This is a genomic window from Thalassococcus halodurans (assembly GCF_900108225.1).
GTDB lineage: Bacteria > Pseudomonadota > Alphaproteobacteria > Rhodobacterales > Rhodobacteraceae > Thalassococcus > Thalassococcus halodurans.
In genome coordinates this window covers 19,433-43,610 of sequence record NZ_FNUZ01000008.1, presented here as the reverse complement: position 1 = coordinate 43,610, position 24,178 = coordinate 19,433, and the positions used below count along the sequence as shown (strand labels likewise).

Annotated in this window: 23 protein-coding genes; 17 read left to right on the top strand and 6 right to left on the bottom strand. The window is 57.4% G+C overall.

Annotated features, from left to right (window positions below):
* Nucleotides 1–20: 20 nt before the first annotated feature.
* The 12 genes from C4S59_RS18245 to C4S59_RS18190 all read left to right on the top strand — a co-directional run bounded on the left by C4S59_RS18245 (nucleotide 21) and on the right by C4S59_RS18190 (nucleotide 13,097).
* Complete coding sequence (locus C4S59_RS18245; protein WP_103911836.1) at nucleotides 21–1,166, top strand: AAA family ATPase; 1,146 nt, start codon at nucleotides 21–23, stop codon at nucleotides 1,164–1,166.
* Entirely contained in the window at nucleotides 1,163–1,738 is a 576-nt protein-coding gene (locus tag C4S59_RS18240) for a L,D-transpeptidase (protein WP_103911835.1), read from the top strand. Before C4S59_RS18245 ends, C4S59_RS18240 begins: the two co-directional genes overlap by 4 nt.
* 16 nt (nucleotides 1,739–1,754) lie before the next feature.
* On the top strand, nucleotides 1,755–3,167 hold the full coding sequence (locus tag C4S59_RS18235) for a CpaF family protein (protein ID WP_103911834.1): 1,413 nt from the start codon (nucleotides 1,755–1,757) through the stop codon (nucleotides 3,165–3,167).
* Between the two features lie 3 nt (nucleotides 3,168–3,170).
* A complete protein-coding gene (locus C4S59_RS18230; protein WP_103911833.1) occupies nucleotides 3,171–4,133 on the top strand; it encodes a type II secretion system F family protein in 963 nt (320 codons plus the stop codon).
* 30 nt (nucleotides 4,134–4,163) lie between these two features.
* The gene (locus C4S59_RS18225) at nucleotides 4,164–5,087 is read left to right on the top strand and encodes a type II secretion system F family protein (RefSeq protein ID WP_103911832.1); all 924 of its coding nucleotides are present in this window, start codon (nucleotides 4,164–4,166) and stop codon (nucleotides 5,085–5,087) included.
* A gap of 279 nt (nucleotides 5,088–5,366) precedes the next feature.
* Nucleotides 5,367–6,638 carry a P-loop NTPase family protein gene (locus C4S59_RS18220; RefSeq protein WP_103911831.1) on the top strand — a complete coding sequence of 424 codons (1,272 nt, stop codon included), beginning with the start codon at nucleotides 5,367–5,369 and terminating at the stop codon, nucleotides 6,636–6,638.
* A gap of 273 nt (nucleotides 6,639–6,911) precedes the next feature.
* The gene (gene hmgA, locus C4S59_RS18215; protein WP_103911885.1) at nucleotides 6,912–8,264 is read left to right on the top strand and encodes a homogentisate 1,2-dioxygenase; all 1,353 of its coding nucleotides are present in this window, start codon (nucleotides 6,912–6,914) and stop codon (nucleotides 8,262–8,264) included.
* A complete protein-coding gene (gene maiA / locus C4S59_RS18210; protein WP_103911830.1) occupies nucleotides 8,264–8,893 on the top strand; it encodes a maleylacetoacetate isomerase in 630 nt (209 codons plus the stop codon). Before hmgA ends, maiA begins: the two co-directional genes overlap by 1 nt.
* A gap of 9 nt (nucleotides 8,894–8,902) precedes the next feature.
* The gene (gene fahA, locus C4S59_RS18205; RefSeq protein WP_103911829.1) at nucleotides 8,903–10,162 is read left to right on the top strand and encodes a fumarylacetoacetase; all 1,260 of its coding nucleotides are present in this window, start codon (nucleotides 8,903–8,905) and stop codon (nucleotides 10,160–10,162) included.
* 77 nt (nucleotides 10,163–10,239) lie between these two features.
* Nucleotides 10,240–11,190 carry an MBL fold metallo-hydrolase gene (locus tag C4S59_RS18200; RefSeq protein ID WP_103911828.1) on the top strand — a complete coding sequence of 317 codons (951 nt, stop codon included), beginning with the start codon at nucleotides 10,240–10,242 and terminating at the stop codon, nucleotides 11,188–11,190.
* Nucleotides 11,191–11,278: 88 nt separating this feature from the next.
* A complete protein-coding gene (locus tag C4S59_RS18195) occupies nucleotides 11,279–12,901 on the top strand; it encodes an FAD-dependent oxidoreductase (protein ID WP_103911827.1) in 1,623 nt (540 codons plus the stop codon).
* Nucleotides 12,902–12,905: 4 nt separating this feature from the next.
* Entirely contained in the window at nucleotides 12,906–13,097 is a 192-nt protein-coding gene (locus C4S59_RS18190; RefSeq protein ID WP_103911826.1) for a DUF2783 domain-containing protein, read from the top strand.
* On the opposite strand, the gene C4S59_RS18185 is transcribed toward C4S59_RS18190, so the two are convergent.
* Nucleotides 13,094–14,014 (bottom strand): LysR family transcriptional regulator, encoded by a 921-nt coding sequence (locus C4S59_RS18185; protein ID WP_103911825.1) that lies wholly within the window; start codon nucleotides 14,012–14,014, stop codon nucleotides 13,094–13,096. The two genes, C4S59_RS18190 and C4S59_RS18185, sit on opposite strands and share 4 nt — an antisense overlap.
* A gap of 101 nt (nucleotides 14,015–14,115) precedes the next feature.
* On the opposite strand from C4S59_RS18185, the gene C4S59_RS18180 reads away from it, so the two are divergent.
* From C4S59_RS18180 to C4S59_RS18160, 5 genes are all read left to right on the top strand, one after another.
* Nucleotides 14,116–15,765, top strand: a complete 1,650-nt coding sequence (locus C4S59_RS18180) for an ABC transporter substrate-binding protein (protein ID WP_103911824.1) — start codon at nucleotides 14,116–14,118, stop codon at nucleotides 15,763–15,765.
* Between the two features lie 39 nt (nucleotides 15,766–15,804).
* Nucleotides 15,805–17,325, top strand: a complete 1,521-nt coding sequence (gene betC, locus C4S59_RS18175) for a choline-sulfatase (RefSeq protein WP_103911823.1) — start codon at nucleotides 15,805–15,807, stop codon at nucleotides 17,323–17,325.
* Between the two features lie 45 nt (nucleotides 17,326–17,370).
* Entirely contained in the window at nucleotides 17,371–18,339 is a 969-nt protein-coding gene (locus tag C4S59_RS18170; RefSeq protein WP_103911822.1) for an ABC transporter substrate-binding protein, read from the top strand.
* A gap of 69 nt (nucleotides 18,340–18,408) precedes the next feature.
* Nucleotides 18,409–19,443 carry an ABC transporter permease gene (locus C4S59_RS18165; RefSeq protein ID WP_103911821.1) on the top strand — a complete coding sequence of 345 codons (1,035 nt, stop codon included), beginning with the start codon at nucleotides 18,409–18,411 and terminating at the stop codon, nucleotides 19,441–19,443.
* Nucleotides 19,440–20,501, top strand: coding sequence for a quaternary amine ABC transporter ATP-binding protein (locus C4S59_RS18160; protein WP_103911820.1), 1,062 nt, complete (start codon nucleotides 19,440–19,442; stop codon nucleotides 20,499–20,501). Before C4S59_RS18165 ends, C4S59_RS18160 begins: the two co-directional genes overlap by 4 nt.
* A gap of 139 nt (nucleotides 20,502–20,640) precedes the next feature.
* Here C4S59_RS18160 and C4S59_RS18155 read toward each other — a convergent pair whose 3' ends face one another.
* The 5 genes from C4S59_RS18155 to hypC form a co-directional block, all read right to left on the bottom strand.
* Nucleotides 20,641–21,084 carry a hypothetical protein gene (locus C4S59_RS18155; RefSeq protein ID WP_103911819.1) on the bottom strand — a complete coding sequence of 148 codons (444 nt, stop codon included), beginning with the start codon at nucleotides 21,082–21,084 and terminating at the stop codon, nucleotides 20,641–20,643.
* A gap of 52 nt (nucleotides 21,085–21,136) precedes the next feature.
* Nucleotides 21,137–21,544, bottom strand: coding sequence for a hypothetical protein (locus tag C4S59_RS18150; RefSeq protein WP_103911818.1), 408 nt, complete (start codon nucleotides 21,542–21,544; stop codon nucleotides 21,137–21,139).
* Between the two features lie 163 nt (nucleotides 21,545–21,707).
* Nucleotides 21,708–22,724, bottom strand: a complete 1,017-nt coding sequence (gene hypE, locus C4S59_RS18145; protein ID WP_103911817.1) for a hydrogenase expression/formation protein HypE — start codon at nucleotides 22,722–22,724, stop codon at nucleotides 21,708–21,710.
* 24 nt (nucleotides 22,725–22,748) lie between these two features.
* A complete protein-coding gene (gene hypD / locus C4S59_RS18140) occupies nucleotides 22,749–23,891 on the bottom strand; it encodes a hydrogenase formation protein HypD (protein WP_103911816.1) in 1,143 nt (380 codons plus the stop codon).
* A complete protein-coding gene (gene hypC / locus C4S59_RS18135; protein ID WP_103911815.1) occupies nucleotides 23,888–24,178 on the bottom strand; it encodes a HypC/HybG/HupF family hydrogenase formation chaperone in 291 nt (96 codons plus the stop codon). The genes hypD and hypC overlap by 4 nt, the downstream gene beginning before the upstream one ends.

Below are 24,178 nucleotides of genomic sequence, written 5' to 3'. Positions count from 1 at the left end.
AAAAAATCAGGTAAGAATAAATGAATTCCGGGGCACTCACACGGGTAACGCTTATTTTGGGCAAAAGCCTGAATAACAGCGAAGCCGCAACCATTCTGGAGGACGAAAGGCGTTTTCTGGTCACGACGCTGCGCGTGGAAGACGTGGCGCGGTCGATGGACGTTCCGATGACCGATGTGGTCATCGCCGAGATCGAGGACATGACCGAAGAAGAGCTTCAGATTTTCTCTGAAGTGCGCGCAATTGCGCCCGACATTCCGTTGATCCTGCTGTCCAACGCGCTTGATCACGACGCGATGCAAAAGCTGCTGCGCTATCATGTGCAGGACTGGCTTCTGAAGCCGGTTGATAAACCTAAGCTGTTGACATCACTGCGCAGTTCCGTTCGGACAAACCGCAACAGCCACAATACGGTAAACGCCATCATCTCTTGTGTCGGCGGGGCAGGTGCGACAACTGTGGCTATCAACATGGCCGATATCGCCAGCCGCAAACTGGCAAAAAAAGACCCGAACATTGCCCTGGTCGATCTTGATTTCTCGATCGGTAACTGTGGCTATGTGCTGAATATGGTCAGCTCTTTGAACCTCGGATCGGTCAAGAACGCCCACCGCCGGATCGACAGCGAATTCATCAGTGTCATCCAACAAAAGCACGACGCGGGCTTTTACCTCTATTCGTTCAAGCGTCCTGACGTGAACACGGAGATGAACGGTCAGGAACTGATCCTGCGCTTGCTTGATGCGATCAGTTTGGAACATTCGCTGCTGTTTCTGGACATCCCCTATTATGCCACCGAATGGCGCGATGATGTTTTGGCGGGCGTCAATTCCTGCACGCTGGTCAGCGAGGTCAATCTGCCCGCGATCAAGCACACGTTGGACTTGCTTGAACATATCCGCTCGATCCGTGGCGACGATTTTCCGGTGCATGTTCTGTTCAACAAGCATGCGAACCAACTGTTCGGCCAACGCATTTCCAAAAGCAAAATCGAAGAACTTCTGGGCGACACCCCGTTCACCTTCCTGCCTGTCGACAGCTCGACAATCGGCGAAGCGATGGATCGCGGCGTTCTGGCCAGCGAGATTTCGACACGCTCGGCCTTCCTGAAAAAGCTGACCGCATACATGGAATCCATGAACCTTTTGGGGACGAAAAAGAAATGAACCTGACCCGTCAAAACCGAAGACAAATCCTGCGTCTGGGATTGGGCGCGGTGGCGACGGCTGTGGTGCATTCGGGCGATGCAGCGTTCGCAGAAACGCGAAAGTTGCCGCGCGATCATGGCGAGAGTACAATGACCATTGTGCCCTACAAAACGTCAGAGCGCCCGGGAACGATTATCATTTCGAATAAGGAGCGTGTATTGTGGCGCGTTCTGGGGCAGGGCAAAGCAGAACAGTATCGGGTGTCCATTGGACGTCCGGGTTTTGAGTGGACAGGAACAACTGTGGTCCAACGCAAAGCCGAATGGCCGGCTTGGCGTCCGCCAAGCGACATGCGCAAACGCGACCCCAGCCTGCCAGACTATGTGCCTCCGGGACCCTACAACCCTTTGGGCGCGCGTGCCCTCTACCTTTATGCGAATGGTCGGGACACGCTGTACCGTATTCATGGAACCAACAGTTCCGGTTCTATCGGTAGTTACGAGACTTCAGGCTGTTTTCGCCTGACCAACAAAGACGTGATGGACCTGTACCGTAAGGTGGGCAACGGCACGAAGGTCATCGTTTATTAAATTTAGGAGAGGCACTATGGCCGGCCGATTTTTTAGAAATACACAGCGTAAAGTCGAAGAACCTTCTGAAGAAAAAGACGTAATCAAGCTGCACGAGTATGCGTTGCAGGATCGCGAAATCCCTAGCGATCCAGAGCCTCAGCACTCGGGCGCCCACAGCATGGATTTCGTCGAAGAGCGCGTCGCGCTGCACCGTTACCTGTTGGACAAGATCAACCTGTCCATCCTCGATACGATGGAGCAGGACGAAATCCACGACGAGCTAAAGCCGCTGGTGCGGGCCTATGCCAAGGATCACAACCTGCCGCTCAGCTCGAAAGAGTTGGACAAGCTGATCACCGACATCGGCGACGAAATGCTGGGCCTTGGCCCGCTTGAACCGCTGCTGGCAGACGAAACCATCGCCGATATTCTGATCGTTGGCGCAGGCACCGTGTTTGTCGAACGTCGGGGCAAAATCGAACGTACGACTGTCCGCTTCAAAGACGAAGCGCACCTGATGCGGATCGTGAACAAGATCGTTGCGGCCGTCGGCCGCCGTGTCGACGAAAGTTCGCCCTTGGTGGATGCGCGTTTGCAGGACGGGTCGCGTGTGAACGTGGCGATCCGCCCGATCGCGGTGGATGGCCCTCAGGTCTCTATCCGTAAGTTCACCAAGAAACCGCTGTCGTTGTCCAAACTGGTCGATGCGAATGCGCTGGCGAAAGGCATGGCGGAACTGCTGGCTGCTGCGGTCGAGGCCAAGGTTTCGATCGTCGTGTCCGGTGGTACCGGTTCCGGTAAAACAACAATGCTGAACGCGCTTTCCAGCTACATCCCGCATGACGAACGCCTTGTGACCATCGAAGACGCGGCCGAACTTCAGCTGCAACAGCCGCATGTGGTGCGTCTTGAAACACGTCCGCCCACCGTGGATGGCCGGCATGAAATCATGCAGCGCGATCTTGTGAAAAACGCGCTCCGGATGCGTCCCGACCGCGTTATCATCGGCGAGGTCAGGGGCCCTGAAGCCTTTGACATGTTGCAGGCTATGAACACCGGTCACGAAGGGTCGATGTCGACCATTCACGCCAACAACCCGCGCGATGCGATTTCGCGTATCGAACAGATGGTTGGTATGGCGGGCATGCCGATGACCCAGATGGCGATCCGGTCCCAGATCAGCTCGGCGGTTCACATGATCGTACAGCTGTCACGTCTGCGCGACGGGTCGCGTCGTGTGACCTCGATTTCCGAGATCACGGGCATGGAAGGGGACATCATCCAGCTTCAGGAACTGATGTACTTCAAAAAGTTGGGCGTCGAAGAAAACGGCACGATCCGCGGCGAATACAAAGCCACCGGTATCCGCCCGTCGTTCATGGACGATCTCGAAACCATGAACATTTTCCTTGATCCACAGATGTTTAACCCCTCGAAGGCCCTGTAGTTTATGTTTGATAATCCGATTGTTTTATATGGTCTGATCTTCGCGGCAGCGCTGCTTTTGGTGGACACGGTGCTGCGGATGCTGACGTCGTTCCGGAAGGCTAAAAGCCAGGTGTCGAACCGGATCGAAACGCTTCGCCATACGAAGGGGGCCGAAAACGCCTATGGTGAGCTGCTGAAGCGTCGGGGCATGTCCGGGCGCGATGGCGAACAGACAATCGGTGGATGGATCAACAAAATGATCGTCCAGACCGGCAAGGAAATCAGTCAGGTCCGGCGCGTTGGCTATTTCATCGCGTTGTGCCTGTTGGGCTATGTGGTTGGCCTGATCTTTGTCACGACAACATTTCCCTACACGGTCCTTTTTGCGGTGTTTTTCGGGGTCGTCGCGTCGATCCTGATCATCAAATTCCTGCGTGACCGCCGGATCAAGGCCTATACGGCTCAGCTGGCCCCTGCGCTGGATATCATCGTTCGAAGCCTGAGCGCAGGTCACCCTTTGGGGACCTCTATTGCGCTTGTGTCCCGCGAAATGCCTGACCCCATCGGATCCGAGTTTGGCATCCTCAGCGATCAGCTGACGTTTGGCTCGGAACTCGAACAGGCGATGCTGAACATGTACGATCGTGTGGGCGCGCCCGAGTTGAACATGGTCACGGTTAGCGTCAGCGTTCAGCGTGGCACCGGTGGTAATCTGGCGGAAATCCTTGAAAACCTTGCGCAAATGATCCGTGACCGTCTGATGGTCAAGGCAAAGATCAAGGCGATTTCGGCAGAAGGCCGGATCACTGCGTGGATCATGCTGCTTTTCCCATTTGGCCTATATTATATGCTAAAAACAATCGTTCCTGACTATTTTGACCTAGTATGGGAAAGTGGCTACGGCGGCTTGATCGTTGGTATCTGCCTGACGCTTCTATTCTTTGGCATGATCGTGATCAGAAGGTTGGTGAACTTTGATTACTAATTTTTTGTTTTTTAAGGCGGAGCCGCGCGTATGAACGAAACGCTTGTGCTTATCAGCATCTTTTTTGCGGTGCTTTTAGTTGCCTTCGCGATTAGTAATTACTTTTTGCGCCGAGGGGAAATCGCACGGAACATCAGTTCGACGCGTGCCAAACGCACTCAGACGGATGAAGAGATTGACCGGATACTGGGCAATGAAAACGAGGAAATCCGGTATTATCTGGATGTTGTAAAGTCGCATCCTCCGAACTCTCTGCCCATGCGGTTGGTTCAAGCTGGCTTTTTCTCGAAAAAAGCGGTTGGACGTTTCAATCTAATTCGAGTCACGGTGGCGGCAGTCATATTTGTGATGGCTCAGATTTTGGGCGACATATTTTTTGAAAATGTCGGTGGCACGGTCATTTTGTTTTTCGGTGCGATCCTTGCGGCTTTATCCTTCATTCTTTGTTCGATGGTGCTTGAAAATATTGGTTTACGCCGCACGAGAGAGTTCCGAAAATTATTTCCAGATTTCATGGACCTCTTGTTGGTCTGCGTTGACTCCGGCCTTGGTATTGAAGCGGCGCTTCAGCGTGTGACGCGCGAGTTCCTTCTGACAACGCGGGATTTTGGCGTTCAGCTGTCCATCATGAACCTTGAGGTACGCGCAGGCCGGTCTTTGCACGAAGCGCTACAAAACTTTGCCCTGCGCGTAAATCTGGAAGAGGCGAGGACGCTGGCGGTTCTTTTCAAACAAAGTCAGGAACTGGGGACGAGCGTTGGTAAAACCTTGCGGGTCTATGCCCGCGAACTTCGTCAAATGCGCCTTGTGCGCGCCGAAGAAAAGGCGAACGCGCTACCGGTGAAAATGCTGTTCCCGATGGCTGCTTTCATGTTCCCGGTGAACCTGATCATCGTGCTTATCCCTGTCCTGTTGGTCATTGTCGAAATGCTGCAAACCCTGACGCCGTCGTGATTTTTGTGCGTTTAAATCGGAACATTAATGATCCCGAACGGGATCGGCTATTTAATGTATAGGTTGGTATGCCGAACTGTATTCCCGATATCCAGTTTCGCCGGTTTCTGGCTCTGGTGGTCTTTGCAATAATCGGTTTGACGGGCCGTATTTCGATCTTCGCCGGCCTTATATTGTCTGGCGTCGCTTGCAGCAGCCACGATCAGAAGGGCTTAGTATTTTATAGTTTTAAACGTGTGCCGCGCGCTGCTGGCCACAAGACCACATTGGAGACAGTTCGTGGCAATTTTTGAATGCGATGTTCCAACGCGTACTATTGAAGAAACCGGACTGACCGAAAGCTTTCTGATAGGTTTGACGGCCAAGGTTATCAACGAAATCGACACGATGACGCCCGCAGATATTGCCGAAGTGATCAAGCTTCCCAAACTGGTGTGTCGACAGATCATAGATGTAATGGTCAAGCAGAGCCTTGTGGAATCCCAGGGTCTTGAGACACAAGATATCAAATCGGATATTCGGTATTCATTGACAGACGCTGGCCGCAGATGGGCGGCGGAGGCGATGTTGGCCTCGCAATACGTCGGACCTGCACCGGTCATGTTCGAAGCCTTCTGCAAACAGATCCGACGCCAATCCATCGCAAACGAAGAAGTTCATCGCACCGAACTAGATCGCGCGCTGTCTCATCTCGTGATTCCGCCTGAACTTATCCCACAACTTGGCCCTGCGGCGAACTCGGCTCGCTCTGCTTTGCTTTACGGTGAACCGGGCAACGGCAAAACCTCGATTGCCGAGGCACTGGGCCGGTGTTTTCAGGACACCATCTTTTTGCCTTACGCCATGATGGTGGGAAACCAGATCATCCGGTTCTACGACGAAACCCTGCACGAACCCGCGGTTCTGCCCGAAGACGCGCCGCGTTACGACCAGCGGTGGGTGCCGTGTAAGCGGCCTGTCGTTGTGGCGGGTGGCGAACTGACACTGGATAAGCTGGATCTGTCCTTTGAGGAGAAATCCCGCTTTTACGAAGCGCCGATGCACCTCAAGGCGCTTGGTGGCGTGTTCATTCTGGATGACTTTGGGCGTCAGGCGTCACCTCCGCAAGAGTTTCTGAATCGCTGGATCATCCCGTTGGAAAAGAACGTCGACTACATGTCGCTGCATACGGGAAAAACCTTTGCCATTCCGTTCGATCAGCTGGTGGTCTTTTCGTCCAACATGATGCCCGAAGACCTGGGCGATGACGCGGCTCAGCGGCGGATTTACTTCAAAATTCAGGTGCCCAGCCCGACTCGCGAAGAATACTTGCGTATTTTCTCGGAAGCCTGTGACCGAACCGGCATCCAATACCGCCCCGACGTGGTCGAACCTTTCTTTGCACAGCACTACGAAAGCGAAGGCATCGCCACCTCGGGTGCACATCCCGGCTTTCTTTTGCAACACGTCAAAGCGATCTGCCGCTACATGGACCGTCCAATTGCGCTGTCCCCAGACGTGATGGAAATCGCTTGGAAAAACGTGACAAAGTCCAAGCGCCGTGGCGCGTAATCTACAAACAATGTACGAAGACTGCTTTTTGATAGGCTGGAAAGCTTTGCGTTCTTCTTGGACTGCGTTGTCAGCCCCGTAAAGGGCATGGTTTTCCCGGCTTTAGCGGCTCGTCTGGGGGGGCGCGAACTATCGTGTACTAAGAATACCTTTATCGTTGCAATTGCAACGAACTTGACATCATTGCATCTGCAACGTTTAATGCCGCGAAAGATTTTCCATGGATGCCAGCACACGGAGGGGCGGCATCCATGTCGATCATGGGAGATGACGATGACACGCCACGAATTGCCTGTCGGCATGATCCGCGCGCCGCATGTTGTTGGCACGCACGACGGCTATATGCCGGGTTTTGGAAACGATTTTGAAACCGAGGCTCTGCCCGGTGCGTTGCCGCAGGGCATGAACAGCCCGCAGAAGTGTAACTATGGTCTTTATGGTGAACAGCTGTCGGGCACGGCCTTTACCGCGAACCCGCCAGAGCGCACGTGGACCTATCGCATCCGCCCGTCGGTCAAGCACTCGGCGCGCTATACCAAGATCGATCTGCCTTACTGGAAATCCGCGCCATGCGTTGATCCCGATGTGATCAGCCTTGGTCAGTATCGCTGGGATCCGGTCGAGGCGACCGGCGAAACCACGTGGCTGACAGGCATGCGCACCATGACGACAGCGGGCGATGTGAACACGCAGGTCGGCATGGCCAGCCATATCTACCTTGTGACCGAAAGCATGGTGGACAGCTATTTCTACAGCGCCGACAGCGAATTGCTGGTGGTGCCGCAAGAGGGCAGGCTGCGGTTCTGCACCGAATTGGGTGTGATCGACCTTGCTCCTCAGGAAATCGCGATCATCCCCCGTGGTCTGGTCTATCGCGTCGAGGTGCTGGAAGGCCCGTGCCGTGGCTTTGTCTGTGAAAACTACGGGCAGAAATTCGAACTGCCGGGTCGCGGCCCGATCGGGGCGAACTGCCTCGCTAACCCGCGTGACTTCAAAGCGCCCGTTGCGGCCTATGAGGACCGCGAGGTGCCGTCGACCCTGACCATCAAATGGTGTGGTCAGTTCCACGAAACGCAGATCGCGCAAAGCCCGCTGGACGTGGTCGCATGGCATGGCAACTACGCGCCCTACAAATACGATCTGTCGACCTATTGTCCGGTTGGTGCGGTTCTATTCGACCACCCCGATCCGTCGATCTTTACGGTTCTGACCGCGCCCAGCGGTGTGCCGGGCACCGCGAATATCGACTTTGTTCTTTTCCGCGAACGCTGGATGGTGGCGGAAAACACCTTCCGTCCGCCGTGGTACCACAAGAACATCATGTCCGAGCTGATGGGCAACATTTACGGCCAGTACGATGCCAAACCGCAGGGCTTTGTCCCCGGTGGTATGAGCCTGCACAACATGATGCTGCCGCATGGTCCCGACCGGAACGCCTTTGAAGGAGCGTCGAATGCCGAACTGAAAGCCGAAAAGCTGGACAACACAATGTCCTTCATGTTCGAGACACGGTTCCCCCAGCACCTGACCGAGTTCGCCGCGAAAGAGGCCCCTCTGCAGGACGACTACATTGACTGCTGGGAAAGCCTTGAGAAAAAGTTCGACGGGACGCCGGGCAAAAAGTGATGATGCTCTACAGCTATTGGCGGTCCACCACATCGTTGCGGGTCCGTGCGGCGCTGAACCTTAAGGGGGTGCCGTACGATATCCGTTGCGTGAACCTGACGGACGGGGCGCAGCATAGGTCTGACTATACCGCGCTGAATCCTGCGCGGGGAGTGCCGACACTGGTGCTGGATGATGGCACTGTGCTGACGCAGTCGATGGCCATTCTGGAATGGCTGGACGACGCTTATCCAAGCACCGCGCTTTTGCCATCCGATCCGGTAGCCCGCGCGCAGGTGCGGGCCGCGGCGCAGATCATTGCGATGGATATCCATCCGATCAACAACCTGAAAGTGACCGAACACCTGAAAGGCATGGGGCATTCAGCGGATGAGGTGTATGACTGGATGCGTCACTGGATGGCGCAGGGGTTTGCGGCTTTCCAAGCTATGATCAGCCCCGAAGGTCCGTTCAGCTTTGGTGATACGCTGACGCAGGCAGACCTGTGCCTTGTGGGGCAGATGGTCAACGCCCGCCGTTGGGGGCTGGATCTAACGCCCTTTGCCCGACTTGTTTCAATAGATAAGGCCGCCCGCGCGATCCCTGCGATTGCTGCGGCGCTGCCCGAAAACCAACCAGATGCACTGTAAGGAGCCGACATGCCCTTAATGAAAAGCTGGGTCGACAGCGCGAATACGCCCGACACAGACTTCCCGTTGAACAACCTGCCATACGGTGCATTCCTGACCGCATCAGGCGAACAGCACTGCGGCGTTGCGATTGGCGACATGATCCTTGATGTCACCGCGCTTGAGGCCGATGGCGTGATCGCGGTCGCGGGCGAAGACGAGGTGTTCGCCGCCGGTGACTGGACCGCGTTCATGGGGCTGGGTGCGCAAATCTGGGCGGACGTCCGCGCGACCCTGACCGCGCTTTTGGCAGAGGGCATGGCAGACGCAGACGGGCTGTCGCGCTATCTGGTGGCGCAGGACGGCACGCAGATGCGTATGCCTTTTACAGTGTCGGAATACACCGATTTCTATGCAGGCAAACATCACGCAACCAACGTGGGCACCATGTTCCGCGGGCCAGAAAATGCGCTGCCGCCGAACTGGCTGTCGATCCCGATCGGCTACAATGGTCGTGCGTCCTCGGTTCAGGTCAGCGGCACGGATGTGCGCCGCCCTTGGGGCCAGCTGAAGGCCCCTGATGCAGAGATGCCGACCTTTGCGCCCTGTAAGCGGTTCGATATCGAGCTTGAGATGGGCGCGATTGTCGGTCAGCCTTCGGACGGTCCTGTCACCGTTGCCGAAGCCGATGACATGATCTTTGGCTATGTGTTGCTGAACGACTGGTCCGCCCGCGATATTCAGGCGTGGGAATACCAGCCGCTGGGGCCGTTTCAGGCGAAGGCGACGGCCACCACAATCAGCCCGTGGATCGTTCCCAAAGCGGCGCTGGAACCCTTCCGCTGCGACACGCCCGAACGCGAACGCCCGTTGTTAGAGTACCTGCAGGCGCCCGGCCCGATGCTTTACGATATCGCGCTTGAGGTCGGTCTTGCGCCAGAAGGTCAGGCCGAAACCGTGATCAGCCGCACGAACTATAACGAGATGTACTATTCGTCCGCGCAGCAGCTTGCGCATCACACCACATCGGGCTGTCCGATGCTGGTCGGTGATCTGTTGGGCTCTGGCACGATTTCCGGCCCCGAAAAACATCAGCGCGGTGCGCTTTTGGAAATCACGTGGGGCGGCAAGGAACCGATCACGCTGGACACCGGCGAAACCCGAAGCTTTGTCGAGGACGGCGATACGCTGACCCTGCGGGGCGCGGCGATGGGCGACGGATATCGCGTGGGATTTGGTGCATGTGCAGCGACGGTTTTGCCCGCGCTGGATGACCCGTACAAAAGATAAACCGTTTCGGGCATCGCCCGGAACACGACACACACCAGAGGCCCCGGATCAGAACAGGGGCGCGAAAGGACCAGACAATGAGCAAGGCGTTTGCCTCCGCTGGCGACATGGCGGAAAAGAAAATCAGCTTCACCCAAGTTGGCGAAGGGCTTTATGCCTTCACTGCCGAAGGTGATCCGAACACCGGCGTTATCATCGGCGACGACAGCGTTATGATCGTCGAGGCGCAGGCGACACCGCGTCTGGCGCGCAAGGTGATCGAATGTGTACGCTCTGTCACGGACAAGCCGATCAGCCATCTGGTGCTGACCCACTATCACGCCGTGCGCGTGCTGGGTGCATCTGCTTATGGTGCGCGTGAAATCATCATGTCCGACACCGCCGCCGCAATGGTCGAAGAGCGTGGTCAGGAAGACTGGGACAGCGAATTCGATCGCTTCCCGCGTCTTTTCCAAGGGCATGAGGAAATCCCGGGTCTGACCCGTCCGACGACCACATTCTCGGATCGGATGACCGTTTATCTGGGCAAACGCCGCGTCGACATCATGCACCTTGGCCGTGCGCACACAGCGGGTGACGCGGTGGTTTGGGTGCCCGATCAGGAAGTCATGTTCACAGGTGACATCGTTGAATACCACTCGGCCTGCTATTGCGGTGACGGCCACTTCGGCGATTGGGAAGAAACCCTGATGAACATCGCAGCCTATGAACCCAAGGCGATTGCGCCGGGTCGTGGTGACGCGCTGGTTGGCGAAGACATGGTTGCCAAGGCGATCGCGGCGACGGCGGATTTCGTGAATTCGACTTACAAGCCCATCGCCCGCGTCGTGGCACGTGGCGGGTCGATGAAAGAGGCATGGGATGCATGCCGCGCCGAATGCGATCCGAAGTTCAAGGACTACGCGATCTACGAACACTGCCTGCCGTTCAACGTGGCCCGTGCCTACGACGAAGCCCGTGGCATCGACACTCCGCGCGTCTGGACCGCCGAGCGCGACAAAGAAATGTGGAACGCGCTGCAGGACTGATCCGGCCGCCTATCGCTTGATCAGAACGACCTCACCCTGCCCGGAAACGGGCAGGGCACAGGATGAGGACCCTAGGGAGGAGACCGACATGCCCTTAGACGATCGCTATAGCCTTGCCTTCAGGCTTTATCCGTATGAGCGCAGCGCCGATCAGGACGCCGCGCAACCGGTGCGCCATCCTGTGGTGATCTTTGGCGGGGGTCCCATTGGCATTGCGACGGCGCTGGATATGGGGCGTCAGGGTGTTCCTTGCGTAGTCCTGGATGACCACGAAGGGATCGGGCAGGGAAGTCGCGCGATCTGCTTTGCCAAGCGGACGCTGGAAATCTGCGACCGCTACGGCTGTGGCGAACCCATGGTCGATAAGGGGGTGGTCTGGAACCTTGGCAAGGTTTTCCACGAGGATCGCAAAATCTATGAGTTCAACCTGCTGCCGGAAGAGGGCCACAAGTACCCCGCCTTTATCAACCTTCAGCAGCCCTATTTTGAAAAGTTTCTGGTCGACTGCGTCCGCGAAGAGCAGGCCGCAGGCGCGCCTATCGATATTCGTGGACGCAACCGTGTGGATGCGGTGCGCACCAATGATGGGTATGTCGAACTGGACATCATGACGCCGGAAGGCCCCTACACCATTCAGGCCGATTGGCTGATCGGGGCTGATGGCGCGTCCTCGCCGCTGCGCAATATGATGGGTCTGGATTTTGAAGGACGCGTGTTCAAGGACAGCTTCCTGATCGCCGACATCAAGATGCACAACGATGACTTCCCGACCGAACGCTGGTTCTGGTTTGAACCGTCGCACGGTGCAGGGGCCTCGACCCTGTTGCACCGCCAGCCGGACGATGTCTGGCGCGTCGATTTCCAGATCGGCTGGGACGTAGACCGCAAGGAAGAGATGAAAGAGGAAAACATCCGCCGTCGTCTGGATGCCTTCCTTGGGCCGGATGTGGGTTATGACATGGTCTGGTCGTCGATCTACACGTTCCAATGCCGCCGGATGGATAAGTTCCGCCATGGTCGCGTGATCTTTGCTGGCGATGCCGCGCATCAGGTGTCGCCGTTCGGCGCGCGTGGCGCGAACTCGGGCATGCAGGACGTGGATAACCTTGGCTGGAAACTGGGCCTTGTTCTGGCAGGCAAAGCGCCTGACAGCCTGCTGGATACCTACTGTTCCGAACGCCGCTACGGGGCGGATGAAAACATCCTGAATTCAACCCGTTCCACGGATTTCATCACGCCGAAGTCCAAGGTCAGCCACATGTTTCGCAATGCGGTTCTGAACCTTGCCGAACACCACGCCTTTGCGCGGCCTTTGGTGAACTCGGGGCGTCTTTCGGTGCCGTGTGTCTATGACGGATCCACCCTGAATTCCGAGGAAGCGCTGGCAAACGGTCCTGAACGCACGCGCCCAGGAAGCCCGTGCCCAGATGCGCCGCTTGGCGAAGGCTTCTTGCTGGGTCAGTTGGGCGGTGACTTCGCGCTTTTGACCATCAATTGCGATGGGCCTGACGCAGGTGTCGAGGCAGACGGCGTGACGGCGCGGCGCGTTGCTATCCGCGATGTTTCCGATGCCTTGGCCGAACGCTATCTGGGACAGGCGGAAAGCGCGGTCTACCTGATCCGGCCTGACCAACACGTTGCCGGTCGTTGGGGCCACTATGACGAAACAGCCGTAAAGGCCGCACTGCGCCGCGCCTGTGGAAAGGACTGAACAGATGGCTTTGAACACCAATCCGAACATTCCGGACCCCGACAGCTTTTACGCCGAACTGATCGCCACCCATGACGGGCTTAGCGAAGAGGAAAGCCATGCGCTGAACGCGCGCCTGATCCTTTTGCTGGCCAACCACATTGGCGACCGCGAGGCACTGACCGAAGCTTTGCAGGCCGCACGCGCCGACGCCTAGGTCGTTGCAAAGGTGTCGGCCAGCCAGTCAAAAACCTTGGCTGTGTTCGCGCCCGCGCGTCCGTCGACGGCGCGCAGAACATAGCCACGGTTGCTTTCCAGAACAGCGGGGATGGCGCGGATCAGGCCTGATGCAGGATCGTCGCTGTTCAGAAGACCTTCCCATCCCAGAGCGATCCCCAATCCGGACCGGGCAGAGCGGATGACGTGATCATAGGAATTGAAGGCAATGAATTCGCGCGCGGTGTCCCGTGTGCCGCCCTGTTCCTTCAGCCATCCCGCCCAAGTGTACCACGGCGCATCGGCCTTGGCCGCAAGGTCGATCAGCGTTTTGTCGGCCAGATCCTTTGCCTCGTGCATCTCGGGGTGGCGGGCTTTGTAGGCGGGGCTGCAAACGGCGGTTACGCGTTCTTTGAACAGCAATGTGGCGTTGTCGTCGCCATCCGGCACAGGCTCCATCAGAATTGTCAGACTGGCCTTTGGGGACACGTCCGCATCGGGCTTCTGTTGCGACAGGACCGAAATGCTTATGTTGGGAAACGCCGCACTAAGCGAGGCGATTTCCGGCAACAGCAGGAATGTGGAAAAGGCGATGTCGGTCATAATGACGACCTCGTCACTTTGGGGTTTGCGCCTGAACGCATCAAACGCCTCGATCGCATCGCCAAGGGGCCTTTGCAGCGCAGCCAAAAGATCCATTCCGTCCGGCGTCAGGGTCACGCCACGCCGTTCGCGCAGAAACAGCGTCTGCCCAAGACTGTCTTCCAGCGCGCGCATCCGCTGGCTGATCCGTGGCTGCGACAGCCCTGCCTCGGTGGCGGCGGCTGAAAGCTGACCGGTCTTTGCAACCAGCAGAAACAGACACAGATCGGCGCTGTAGCGGCTGAACGAGCCATAAGGATTCCGAATGCCAGACATAACCACATTCCCCAGTGAACAAAGGTACTTCGCTGATACGTTGCCTCAATTGCAAGGGTGAATCACGAATAGCAAAAGGCCAAAGGGCATCGCCAAAGGACATGTTGCACACTCCCAGCCTTCATATCGGCGCGATCCGCGATGCTCGGCACCTGCAAACAGGTGAACTGAACCGACGTGAATTCCTTGCTCGGGCGACGTCCCTCGGGGTGTCGGTCGCCGGGGCCTATGCGCTGATGGGGCAGGCGGCGCCCGCGCAAGCCATTGACGGTGCCAGCAGCCAGAAAACCCTGCGGGTGCAAATGGAAGTCAAAGCACTGAAGGCGCCGCGCGTCACTGACTGGAGCTCGATCGCGAACACCATGCGCGGCACGTTCGAACATCTGGTCGAATACAACAACGACGGCAGCTTTCGCGGCATGCTTCTGTCGCATTGGGACGTGAACGCGGATGCAACGGAATACGTTCTGCACATCCGTCCCGATGTGACATGGCACAATGGTCAGCCGCTGACCGCCGAACAGGTCGCGTGGAATATTCAAGGCTGGTGCGACAAAAGCGTGGCGGGCAATTCCATGGCGTCGCGCATGGCCAGCCTGATCGATCCCGAAACGGGGCAGGCGGCGGCAGGGGCGATTGGTGTCGAGGACGGGCTAACCGTGCGCCTCAGCCTGCCGCGGTCCGATATTTCGATTATCCCGAGCATGGCCGACTTCCCTGCAGCGATCGTGCATCCATCCTTTGATGACAAGAATATTCCCGCAAATGTCGGGACGGGCCCGTTCCTGATCGATCAGATCGAGGTCGGGGCAAAGGCCGTTCTGACGCGCAATGCCGATCAGGATTGGTGGGGAACGCAGGTGTATGGCGGGCCATTCGTGGACCGGATCGAATATCTGGATTACGGCACCGATCCTGCGTCATGGGTTGCTGCCATCGAGGCGGGCGAGGTTGACATGCTGTCCGAGTCCGTGGGCGAATTTGTGGGTGTGTTGGACGCGATGGGTTTGGCCCAGTCCAAGGTTGTGACAGCGGCAACTGCTGTTGTCCGCACAAACCAGAAAGCCAAAGTTGGTGACATTGCCCCCTATGCCGACAAACGGGTTCGCCGTGCATTGGCAATGGCGGTCGATCCCGAGATCGTTCTGGAATTGGGGATCAATGATCACGGCATCACGGCCGAAAATCACCATGTGGCGCCGATCCATCCGGACTATGCCCCCTTGCCCAAGCCCAAGGTCGACCCCGAGGCCGCCTATGCCCTTATGGCCGAGGCGGGGATGCTTGATTTTGAACATGAACTGATCTCGCTTGATGATGGATGGCTGCGCAATACTGCGGATGCGGTCGGTGCGCTGCTTCAGGATGCTGGGTTCAAGGTCAAGCGCCGGATCATGCCTGGCGGAACGTATTGGCAGGACTGGGCGACCTACCCGTTCAGCGTGACCAACTGGAACCATCGGGCGCTTGGCGTGCAGATCCTTTCCGTGGCCTACCGATCAGGCGAGCCATGGAACGAAACAGGTTTTGAAAACGCGGAATTCGACGCGCTTCTGGATCAGGCGCTGGCCCTGTCCGATGTCGACGAACGGCGCCAGATTATGGCGCGTATCCAGCAGCTGATGCAGGACGAGGGCGTGATTATCCAGTCTTACTGGCGATCTTTGTACCGCCACGCCCGTCCTGATGTGACCGGCGCCGATATCCACATCACTTTGGACCACCATCATTACAAATGGGGGTTTGCCTGATGCTTAACCCCGTAACACCGCAAGGAAAGTCAAACACCAATGGCTGATGAAAAGCGCCCCAATATTCTGATTTTTATGGTCGATCAGCTGAACGGAACACTGTTTCCTGACGGTCCGGCAGACTTCCTGCATGTTCCCAACATTCGCGCCCTTGCCGAGCAGTCCGCACGGTTCCGCAATTGCTATACCGCGTCGCCGTTGTGCGCGCCGGGGCGGGCGTCTTTCATGTCGGGGCAGTTGCCGTCGGTCACGGGCGTTTACGACAACGCGGCCGAGTTCTGTTCGTCGATCCCCACCTATGCGCACCACTTGCGCCGTGCGGGGTATCACACCTGTCTGTCAGGCAAGATGCACTTTGTCGGCGCGGATCAGCTGCATGGCTTTGAAGAACGTCTGACAACCGATGTGTATCCGCCTGATTTCGGCTGGACGCCGGACTATCGCAAGCCGGGTGAACGGATCGACTGGTGGTATCACAACATGGGGTCCGTCACCGGTTCGGGCGTGGCCGAGATCACCAACCAGATGGAATATGACGACGAGGTCGCCTATCACGCCACCCGCAAGGTCTATGATCTGGGTCGCCGTCACGATGACCGCCCGTGGTGTCTGACAGTCAGCTTTACACACCCGCACGACCCCTATGTCGCGCGCAAGAAGTACTGGGACCTCTACGAAGATTGTGAGCATCTGATGCCGACTGTCGGCGATCTGGGCTACGACAATCAGGACAAACATTCGCAGCGTATTTTCGACGCCAACGACTGGCGCAATTTCAACATCTCCGAAGAGGATGTCCGCCGCTCGCGCCGCGCGTATTTCGCCAACATCTCGTATCTGGATGACAAGATCGGCGACGTGATGGAGGCCCTGCGCGGCACCCGTCAGGAAGAGGATACGATCATCCTTTTCGTGTCCGATCACGGCGACATGCTGGGCGAACGCGGCCTTTGGTTCAAAATGAGCTTTTTCGAGGGGTCGTCCCGCGTTCCGATGATGATCTGCGCGCCGCAGGTGCCTGCGGGGCTGGTGGAAACGCCGGTCAGCAACATCGATGTGTGTCCGACGCTTTGCGATCTGGCGGGTGTGGATATGTCCGAGGTTATGCCTTGGACCGAAGGCCACAGCCTTGTGCCTGTCGCCAATGGCGAGGGCAGGGGGCCGGTGGCGATGGAATACGCCGCTGAGGCATCCTATGCGCCGATGGTTGCGCTGCGCGAAGGACGGTTCAAATACACCCGCTGCGCGCTTGACCCTGATCAGCTGTTCGATCTTGAGGCCGACCCCCATGAGCTGACCAACCTTGTCGATGATCCGGACCATGCCGACACGCTGGCCGATCTGCGTGCCAAGGCGGATGCACGGTGGGATCTGGACCAGTTTGATGCCGATGTCCGCAAAAGTCAGGCCCGTCGCTGGGTCGTCTACGAGGCACTTCGCAACGGCAGCTATTTCCCGTGGGATTACCAGCCGCTCCAGAAAGCCTCGGAACGGTACATGCGCAACCACATGGACCTGAATGTCGTCGAAGAAAACGCCCGCTACCCGCGCGGCGAATAACACCCGAAAACCAAAGCCAAAAAACGTATCAACAAGGAGACTACAATGCGTAAAATTCTACTGACGTCCGCCTTCGCCCTGGCCGCGGCTCCGGCATTTGCCGAAAGCCACGGTAGCTGCGGTGAGGTTAGCATCACCGAAATGAACTGGGCCTCTGCCGCTGTTGTAACAGCCGTGGGCGAATTCATCATGGAACAGGGCTATGGCTGTGATGTCACGCGTATCCCGTCCTCGACCAATCCTGCGCTGACATCGGTCGCAGAAACAGGCGAGCCTGACATTCTGACCGAACTTTGGGTCAACGCAGCCCCCGTTTACGACCGCCTTGCTGCCGAAGGTAAGGTCAAACCGCTGACGGAAGTCCTGTCTGATGGCGGTGTCGAAGCGTGGTGGATTCCGAACTATGTGCTGGAAGAACATCCCGAACTGGCCACCATCGAAGGCGTTCTGGCCAACCCTGATCTGGTCGGCAACCGGTTCCACCAGTGCCCCGATGGCTGGGCATGTAAGACTGTGAACGGCAACAACGCCAAGGCCGCTGGTTTGGAAGCCGCCGGCATCGAAGTTTTCCAGCACGGCTCTGGCGAAACTATGGCAACATCCATCGCGGCGGCCTATCAGGACAAAGAGCCGTGGTTCGGCTACTACTGGGCGCCCACATCGGTTCTGGGCCAGTACCCGATGACTGCAGTCGAGATGGGTGATTTCAACGCGGATGCACATAGCTGTAATGCGAAAGAAGATTGCGCCGATCCGCAACTGTCGCCCTTCCCGAAAGCCAAAGTTCTGACTGTGGTCACAGACAGCTTTGCCACCGAAAATCCGGCGGTCACCGACATGCTGTCCAAGATGCAGTTCACCAACGAACAGATGAACGGCGTCCTGGCGTGGCAGTCGGAAAACAACGCGTCGCCGGACGAGGCGGCAGTGTACTACCTGACCACCTACAAGGATGTCTGGGGCACATGGCTGGATGACGCGGCCAAGGAAAAGCTTTCGGCTCTGCTTCAGTAACAACCGACAAAAACAAAGGCGGGCCGTAAAAAACGCCCGCCTTTCCCCCATCTGACAGGGACAGGAAAAATGGCACAATACGACGGCGTGTTTAACGCGCTCGGGCTGCGCGAATGGTGCGACGCCGACAAGGTCGACGGCCCCATGACCATGGCACAGCTTTTGGCGAAAGCGCAGGGCACAAACCCCGACGAAGCAAGCGGGCCGCTGCCCTTTCCATCGCTGGACGCCCTGCACGAGGCCTGCGGCAGGATCCCCCAAACCCGCGATATGACCGCAGGGCTAGAACGCTTCTTTCTGGATATCAAAGACAATCTGAAACTGGTGCTTGATCCGATCACGCAGCCATTGTCGTGGATGCTGGACGGGGCGCTTTGGCTGTTCACGTCCATCCCGTGGTTCGTTCTGATCCCGATGCTGATCGCGCTGACGTGGTTCGTGTCGCGGTCGCGGCCTGTCACGATTTTTGTGGCCCTGTCCTTCGTGTTCCTCGGCGCTATCGACCATCTCGAGGTTGCGATCCAGACGCTGGCCATCATCTTTGTCTGTACGGGGCTGTGTGTGTTGTTCGGTGTGCCGATCGGTATCGCCATGTCCAAAAACGACCGCTTGCAAAAGGGCGGCATTCCGGTGCTGGACCTGCTGCAAACGCTGCCCACATTCGTTTATCTGATTCCGCTGATCTTCCTGTTTTCTGTAACGGAATCAAAGCTCTACGGTATCGCCATTATCCTTTACGCGATTGTCCCTGTGATCCGACTGACCGATCTGGGCATTCGTCTGGTTGATAAAGACGTCATCGAGGCCGCCGATGCCTTTGGCATGACCTCAAGGCAGAAACTGTTCAAAGTGGAAATCCCGTTGGCGCTGCCGAATATTATGGCCGGTGTGAACCAGACCATCATGATGAGCCTTGCCATGGTTGTCATCGCCTCGCTGGTGTCGGCACCGGGTCTGGGCGTTCTGGTTCTGCGCGGTATCCGCAATCTGGAAATCGGGGTCGGCCTGATCGCCGGTCTGGGCATCGTTCTTCTGGCTGTGATGCTGGATCGCGCCTCAAAGGCGGCTCTGGCCCGCGTAGATGTGTCAAGGAGCAGCCGATGACCAACGTAAACGAACCGCAAATCCGCATTCGTGGCCTGTACAAGATTTTTGGTGCAAGCCCCGAACGCGTGCTGCCCGATGTGCAAAAGGGCATGTCCAAGGCCGATGTCCTGTCCGATCTGCGTCACGTCGTTGGCCTGAGGGACATCAACATCGACATGTATGCCGGCAAAACCACGGTCATCATGGGCCTGTCCGGGTCGGGCAAATCCACCCTGATCCGGCACCTGAACCGGTTGATCGAACCCACCACAGGCGAAATCCTGATCGACGGTCAGGACGTCATGAAGATGGGGCAGGCAGAGCTGCGCGAATTGCGCCAGACTCGCATGTCCATGGTGTTTCAAAAGTTCGCACTGCTGCCCCACCGCTCAGTGATCGACAACGCCGCTATGCCGCTTGAGGTGCGAGGCGTCGATGAAACCGAACGGCTTAATGAGGCCCGCAAATGGCTGGCGCGCGTCGGGCTAGAAGGGTTCGAGGCCAGTTATCCGCACGAACTGTCCGGCGGCATGCAGCAACGTGTGGGCATCGCACGGGCGCTGACGTCGAACTCGGATATCATGCTGATGGACGAGGCGTTTTCCGCGCTTGATCCGTTGATCCGCACCGACATGCAGAACCTGTTGCTAGAACTGCAGGAAGAACTGCACAAAACGATCATCTTCATCACCCACGATCTGGACGAGGCGCTGAAACTGGCGGATCATCTGGTCATCCTGAAGGATGGTGAGATCGTGCAACAAGGCGAACCGCAGCACATCCTGATGCATCCCGAGGACCCGTACATCATCGACTTTATCAGCGACATCAACCGCGCCCGCGTCCTGCGCGCCCGAACGGTGATGAAGGCAGGTGCGGACGGGATACCGGTTGCAGGAGACGTCGATGCGGATGACACCTTGGAACACGTGATCGCCCGTTCCGAAGGCCGAACAGACCAAGCCTTCCGCGTGATGCGCGACGGTGAAACGGTCGGCGTTCTGACCATGACCGACGTTGTTCGCGCATTGGTCCCGGCAGATCCGTCGCAAGAGCGTCAGGCGGTGGCGGTTTAAATGTTAAAGCGGCGCTGGTGTATCAACCCAGCGCCGCTTTATTTGATTTGCTTGCTATAATAATTAACATAACAAACCTTATCAGATTTATGAGTAAGGAAGGCTTCGTTCTCTGCACTTCTCATCTGCGGAAGAAACCTCAATATGGGATGTTACGCCCTCGTCGCGGCTTTTTTTCCGCGATGCGTTCGAGCTCCCGATCTATCTTGTCCGACATCGACCTTACCATGTCATCGACGGGTTTTTCCTCGCCATTGGTGTCGAAAATCTCTGAATGCAAAAGATTTACGAATATCCGCCAACCGGTCTTTGTTTTGGAATAACTGCGCTTATTGGTGGGTTCACTCCCACGTGCCACGTGAAGATCCAATACGATCATGCAGGTGTCTTCATCATTGATATCGGAGTCGGGTGTTCGCCGATCCTGAACTATATCTACGGCTGCACTCATATTCGGAAATTCCCTACGGCAAAACTCCTGAAGGTCCTGCCCGCTTCCGCTCAACAGATCATAGCCCTTCGCCAACAAAGCGTTTTCTATTTGCGAAACATAATGCTCTGTAACGTAAAATCCGATTTTCATCTTGCGCCAACTCCCAAGACACGATGTTCAATTGTAAAAAGACTTGTCCCGCTTAATTTTCCGGAAGCCAAGCAAGCGTGTCATTGACACATATATCCACTCCAATTGACGCCATTGCCAAATACTTTTGGGGAATAAACGACACAATTGTTTCGCCTGTGACATGAACCCAGAACGCGGGCGGTGGACAATCGCCTGAGCCGAAAAAACCGGCTGTTTCAATTTGCGCGACGTTTTCAAACAGGGCGTTATAGGGAGAAAAGCGAAGCCATTTGCCTTCTATTGGATTTTCAGCCGCTGTCGGCGCGATACCATTTGACCTGTTTTCGATACGTGTGGTCACATATGTGAAAAACGGCCCGTAATCGACGTGGCCCGTTTTTGATTTGCTCGTTTCATAAAAATCCCAAACGATGCTTCGTTTGCTTCCCTCCCAAAGTTTCGGAAACGGAATGTTCAAATCAATTGAAGAAAGCGAATTGGTTTTATGCCCTGTCGGTATCTCGGTTCTCCTGAGGCAATTGCAATCAATACATAGAAACGTTGTTTCTATGTATTTGGCGCGTGCCCTACAGGAAAGTAAAGGCAGACGTCGTCTGAACCCGCCGAAATATCTGCCCCGATCAGCAAATCCGCGGCAGTTGCTCGCCCACCAGCATATCGACAATCCGAGCGCCGCCGAAAAGGGTGCGCATGGTGACGCGGCCGGCTTGGCCAGTGCCGACTGTGCCGATCTTCTTGGCGTTGGCGCCTTCTGGCAGGGTCTTCATCGCGGCGATGGCGGCGTCGGCCTGATCTGCTGGCACGACCAGTACCAAGGTGCCTTCATTCGCCAGATAAAGCGGGTCCAGCCCTAGGATTTCGCACACACCGCGTACTTCGGCGCGCAGTGGCAGGTCGGTTTCCTCGACCTCGATCGACACACCCGCTGTGTCCGCGATTTCGTTCAGGACCGAGGCGACCCCGCCCCGTGTGGCATCCCGCGCAGCGCGTGTGTCGGGGGCTGCGGCCAGAACGGCCTCCATCAGGTGGCCTAGACCTGCGCAGTCGGACACCAGATCGGTCGACAGCGCCATGTCACCCCGTGCGGCCATGATGGCGGCGCCGTGATCGCCCAGAAATCCGTTGACCAGAATAACATCGCCCGCGTGTGTCAGGCCTGCCTCAAGCTTACGGCCCGCTGGGATCACCCCGACCCCTGCTGTGGTGATAAACACCTTGTCCGCGCTGCCACGTCCGACGACCTTGGTGTCGCCCGTCACGATGCGCACGCCCGCCTTATCAGCCTCGGCCTTCATCGAGGCCACGATCCGACGCAGAAGCGCGATTTCGGTGCCCTCTTCGATGATGAACGCAGCCGATAGCCACAAGGGCCGCGCGCCGCCCACGGCCAGATCGTTGACCGTGCCGCAGACCGCGATCTTGCCGATATCGCCGCCCGGAAATTCAACCGGATCAACGACAAAGCTGTCGGTGGTGAAGGCCAGACGCGCACCCTGCTCTTGCAGAGCGTCGTCCATCAGGCGGGCCTGATCCTCCATCAGATCGGGCTCGAACACCGAGGTGAACACCTCTTCGATCAGCTCGCGCATGGCTTTGCCACCGCCGCCGTGGGCCAACGTCACAAATTGGTCGCGCATAGGTCTTGCTTTCTGTTCGGGGGATTATTCGGCAGGCTCTGCAGCCCGTGCCCCGCCGTATTGGTAATAGGCCGCGCAGGCGCCCTCGGACGACACCATCAAGGCGCCTAGTGGCATCTCAGGCGTACACCCTTTGCCGAACTGTTCGCATTGGACGGGCTTCATCCGGCCGGTCATCACCGCCCCGCAGGAACAGCCCTCGGGTTCGGCCACAATGCGACGGTCCGCGCCATAGCCGATGCCGAATTTCACCTCGGCGTCGAAGGCCGCGTATGTGTCGCGAATGCGCAGACCGCTGGCGTCAATCTCGCCCAGACCGCGCCATTCGAACGTCGGGCGTTCTTCGTAGACATCGGCGATTGCGGCGATGGAAACAGGGTTTCCGTCGTCCGGCACCACGCGGGAATACTGGTTTTCGATCTCGGCGCGGCCATCGCGGATCTGTTCCAGAACCATCAGAACGGATTGCAACAGATCAAGCGGTTCAAAACCAGCCACGACAAGCGGTTTGCCGTAGTCTTCCGCAATGAAATCATAGGGATGGATGCCGATTACCATCGACACGTGGCCGGGCCCGACAAAACCGTCCAGCACCATATGCGGGTCGTCCAGCAGCGCCTTGATGGGCGGCGGGACGGTGATGTGGTTGCAGAAGACGGTGAAATTTTCCAGCCCTTCGCGCGCCGCCTGCTGGATCGACAGCGCCGTAGAGGGCGTGGTGGTTTCAAAGCCCAAGCCGAAGAACACGACCTCGCGGTCGGGGTTGCGGCGGGCTATTTCAAGCGCGTCCAGCGGCGAATACACCATGCGGATATCCGCGCCTTCTGCCTTGGCCTGAAGCAGGGATTTGCGGGTGCCGGGCACACGCATCGCATCGCCGAAGGTGGTGAAGATTACCTCGGGGCGTTCGGCCAGTTCCACGCATTCGTCAACGCGGCTCATGGGTAGGACGCAGACGGGGCAACCGGGACCATGGATAAATTCGATGCCCGCAGGCGTCAGTTTATCCAGCCCGTAGCGAAAGATCGCATGGGTGTGGCCACCGCAAATTTCCATGATGTGAACGGGTTTTTCCGCCGTTGCGCCGATCTGGTCGACGACCTGCTGAATTTTGTCCAGCACCGCACGCGCGGCGATCGGATCGCGGAATTCCTCAGCGTATTTCATGCCCGTCCCTCCAATGCGGCGTCGCCTGCGGCCATCGCCTCTAGGGTTTCCTCTGCCTCGCCCAAGCCGCGCAGCGCCTCGAGCGTTTTGGCGGCTTCGTCTTCGTCAATCTCGCTCATGGCGAAACCCACGTGGATCAGGGCCCATTTGCCCACCACGTCACCAATCGGGCCTGTCGCGATGCACGACACGTTGACCTCGCGTTTGACGCCGGACACTTCGGCCATGGCCATCATCCGCGCTTCGTCGGTGATCTCGATAATCTGCCCTGGAATGCCCAGACACAT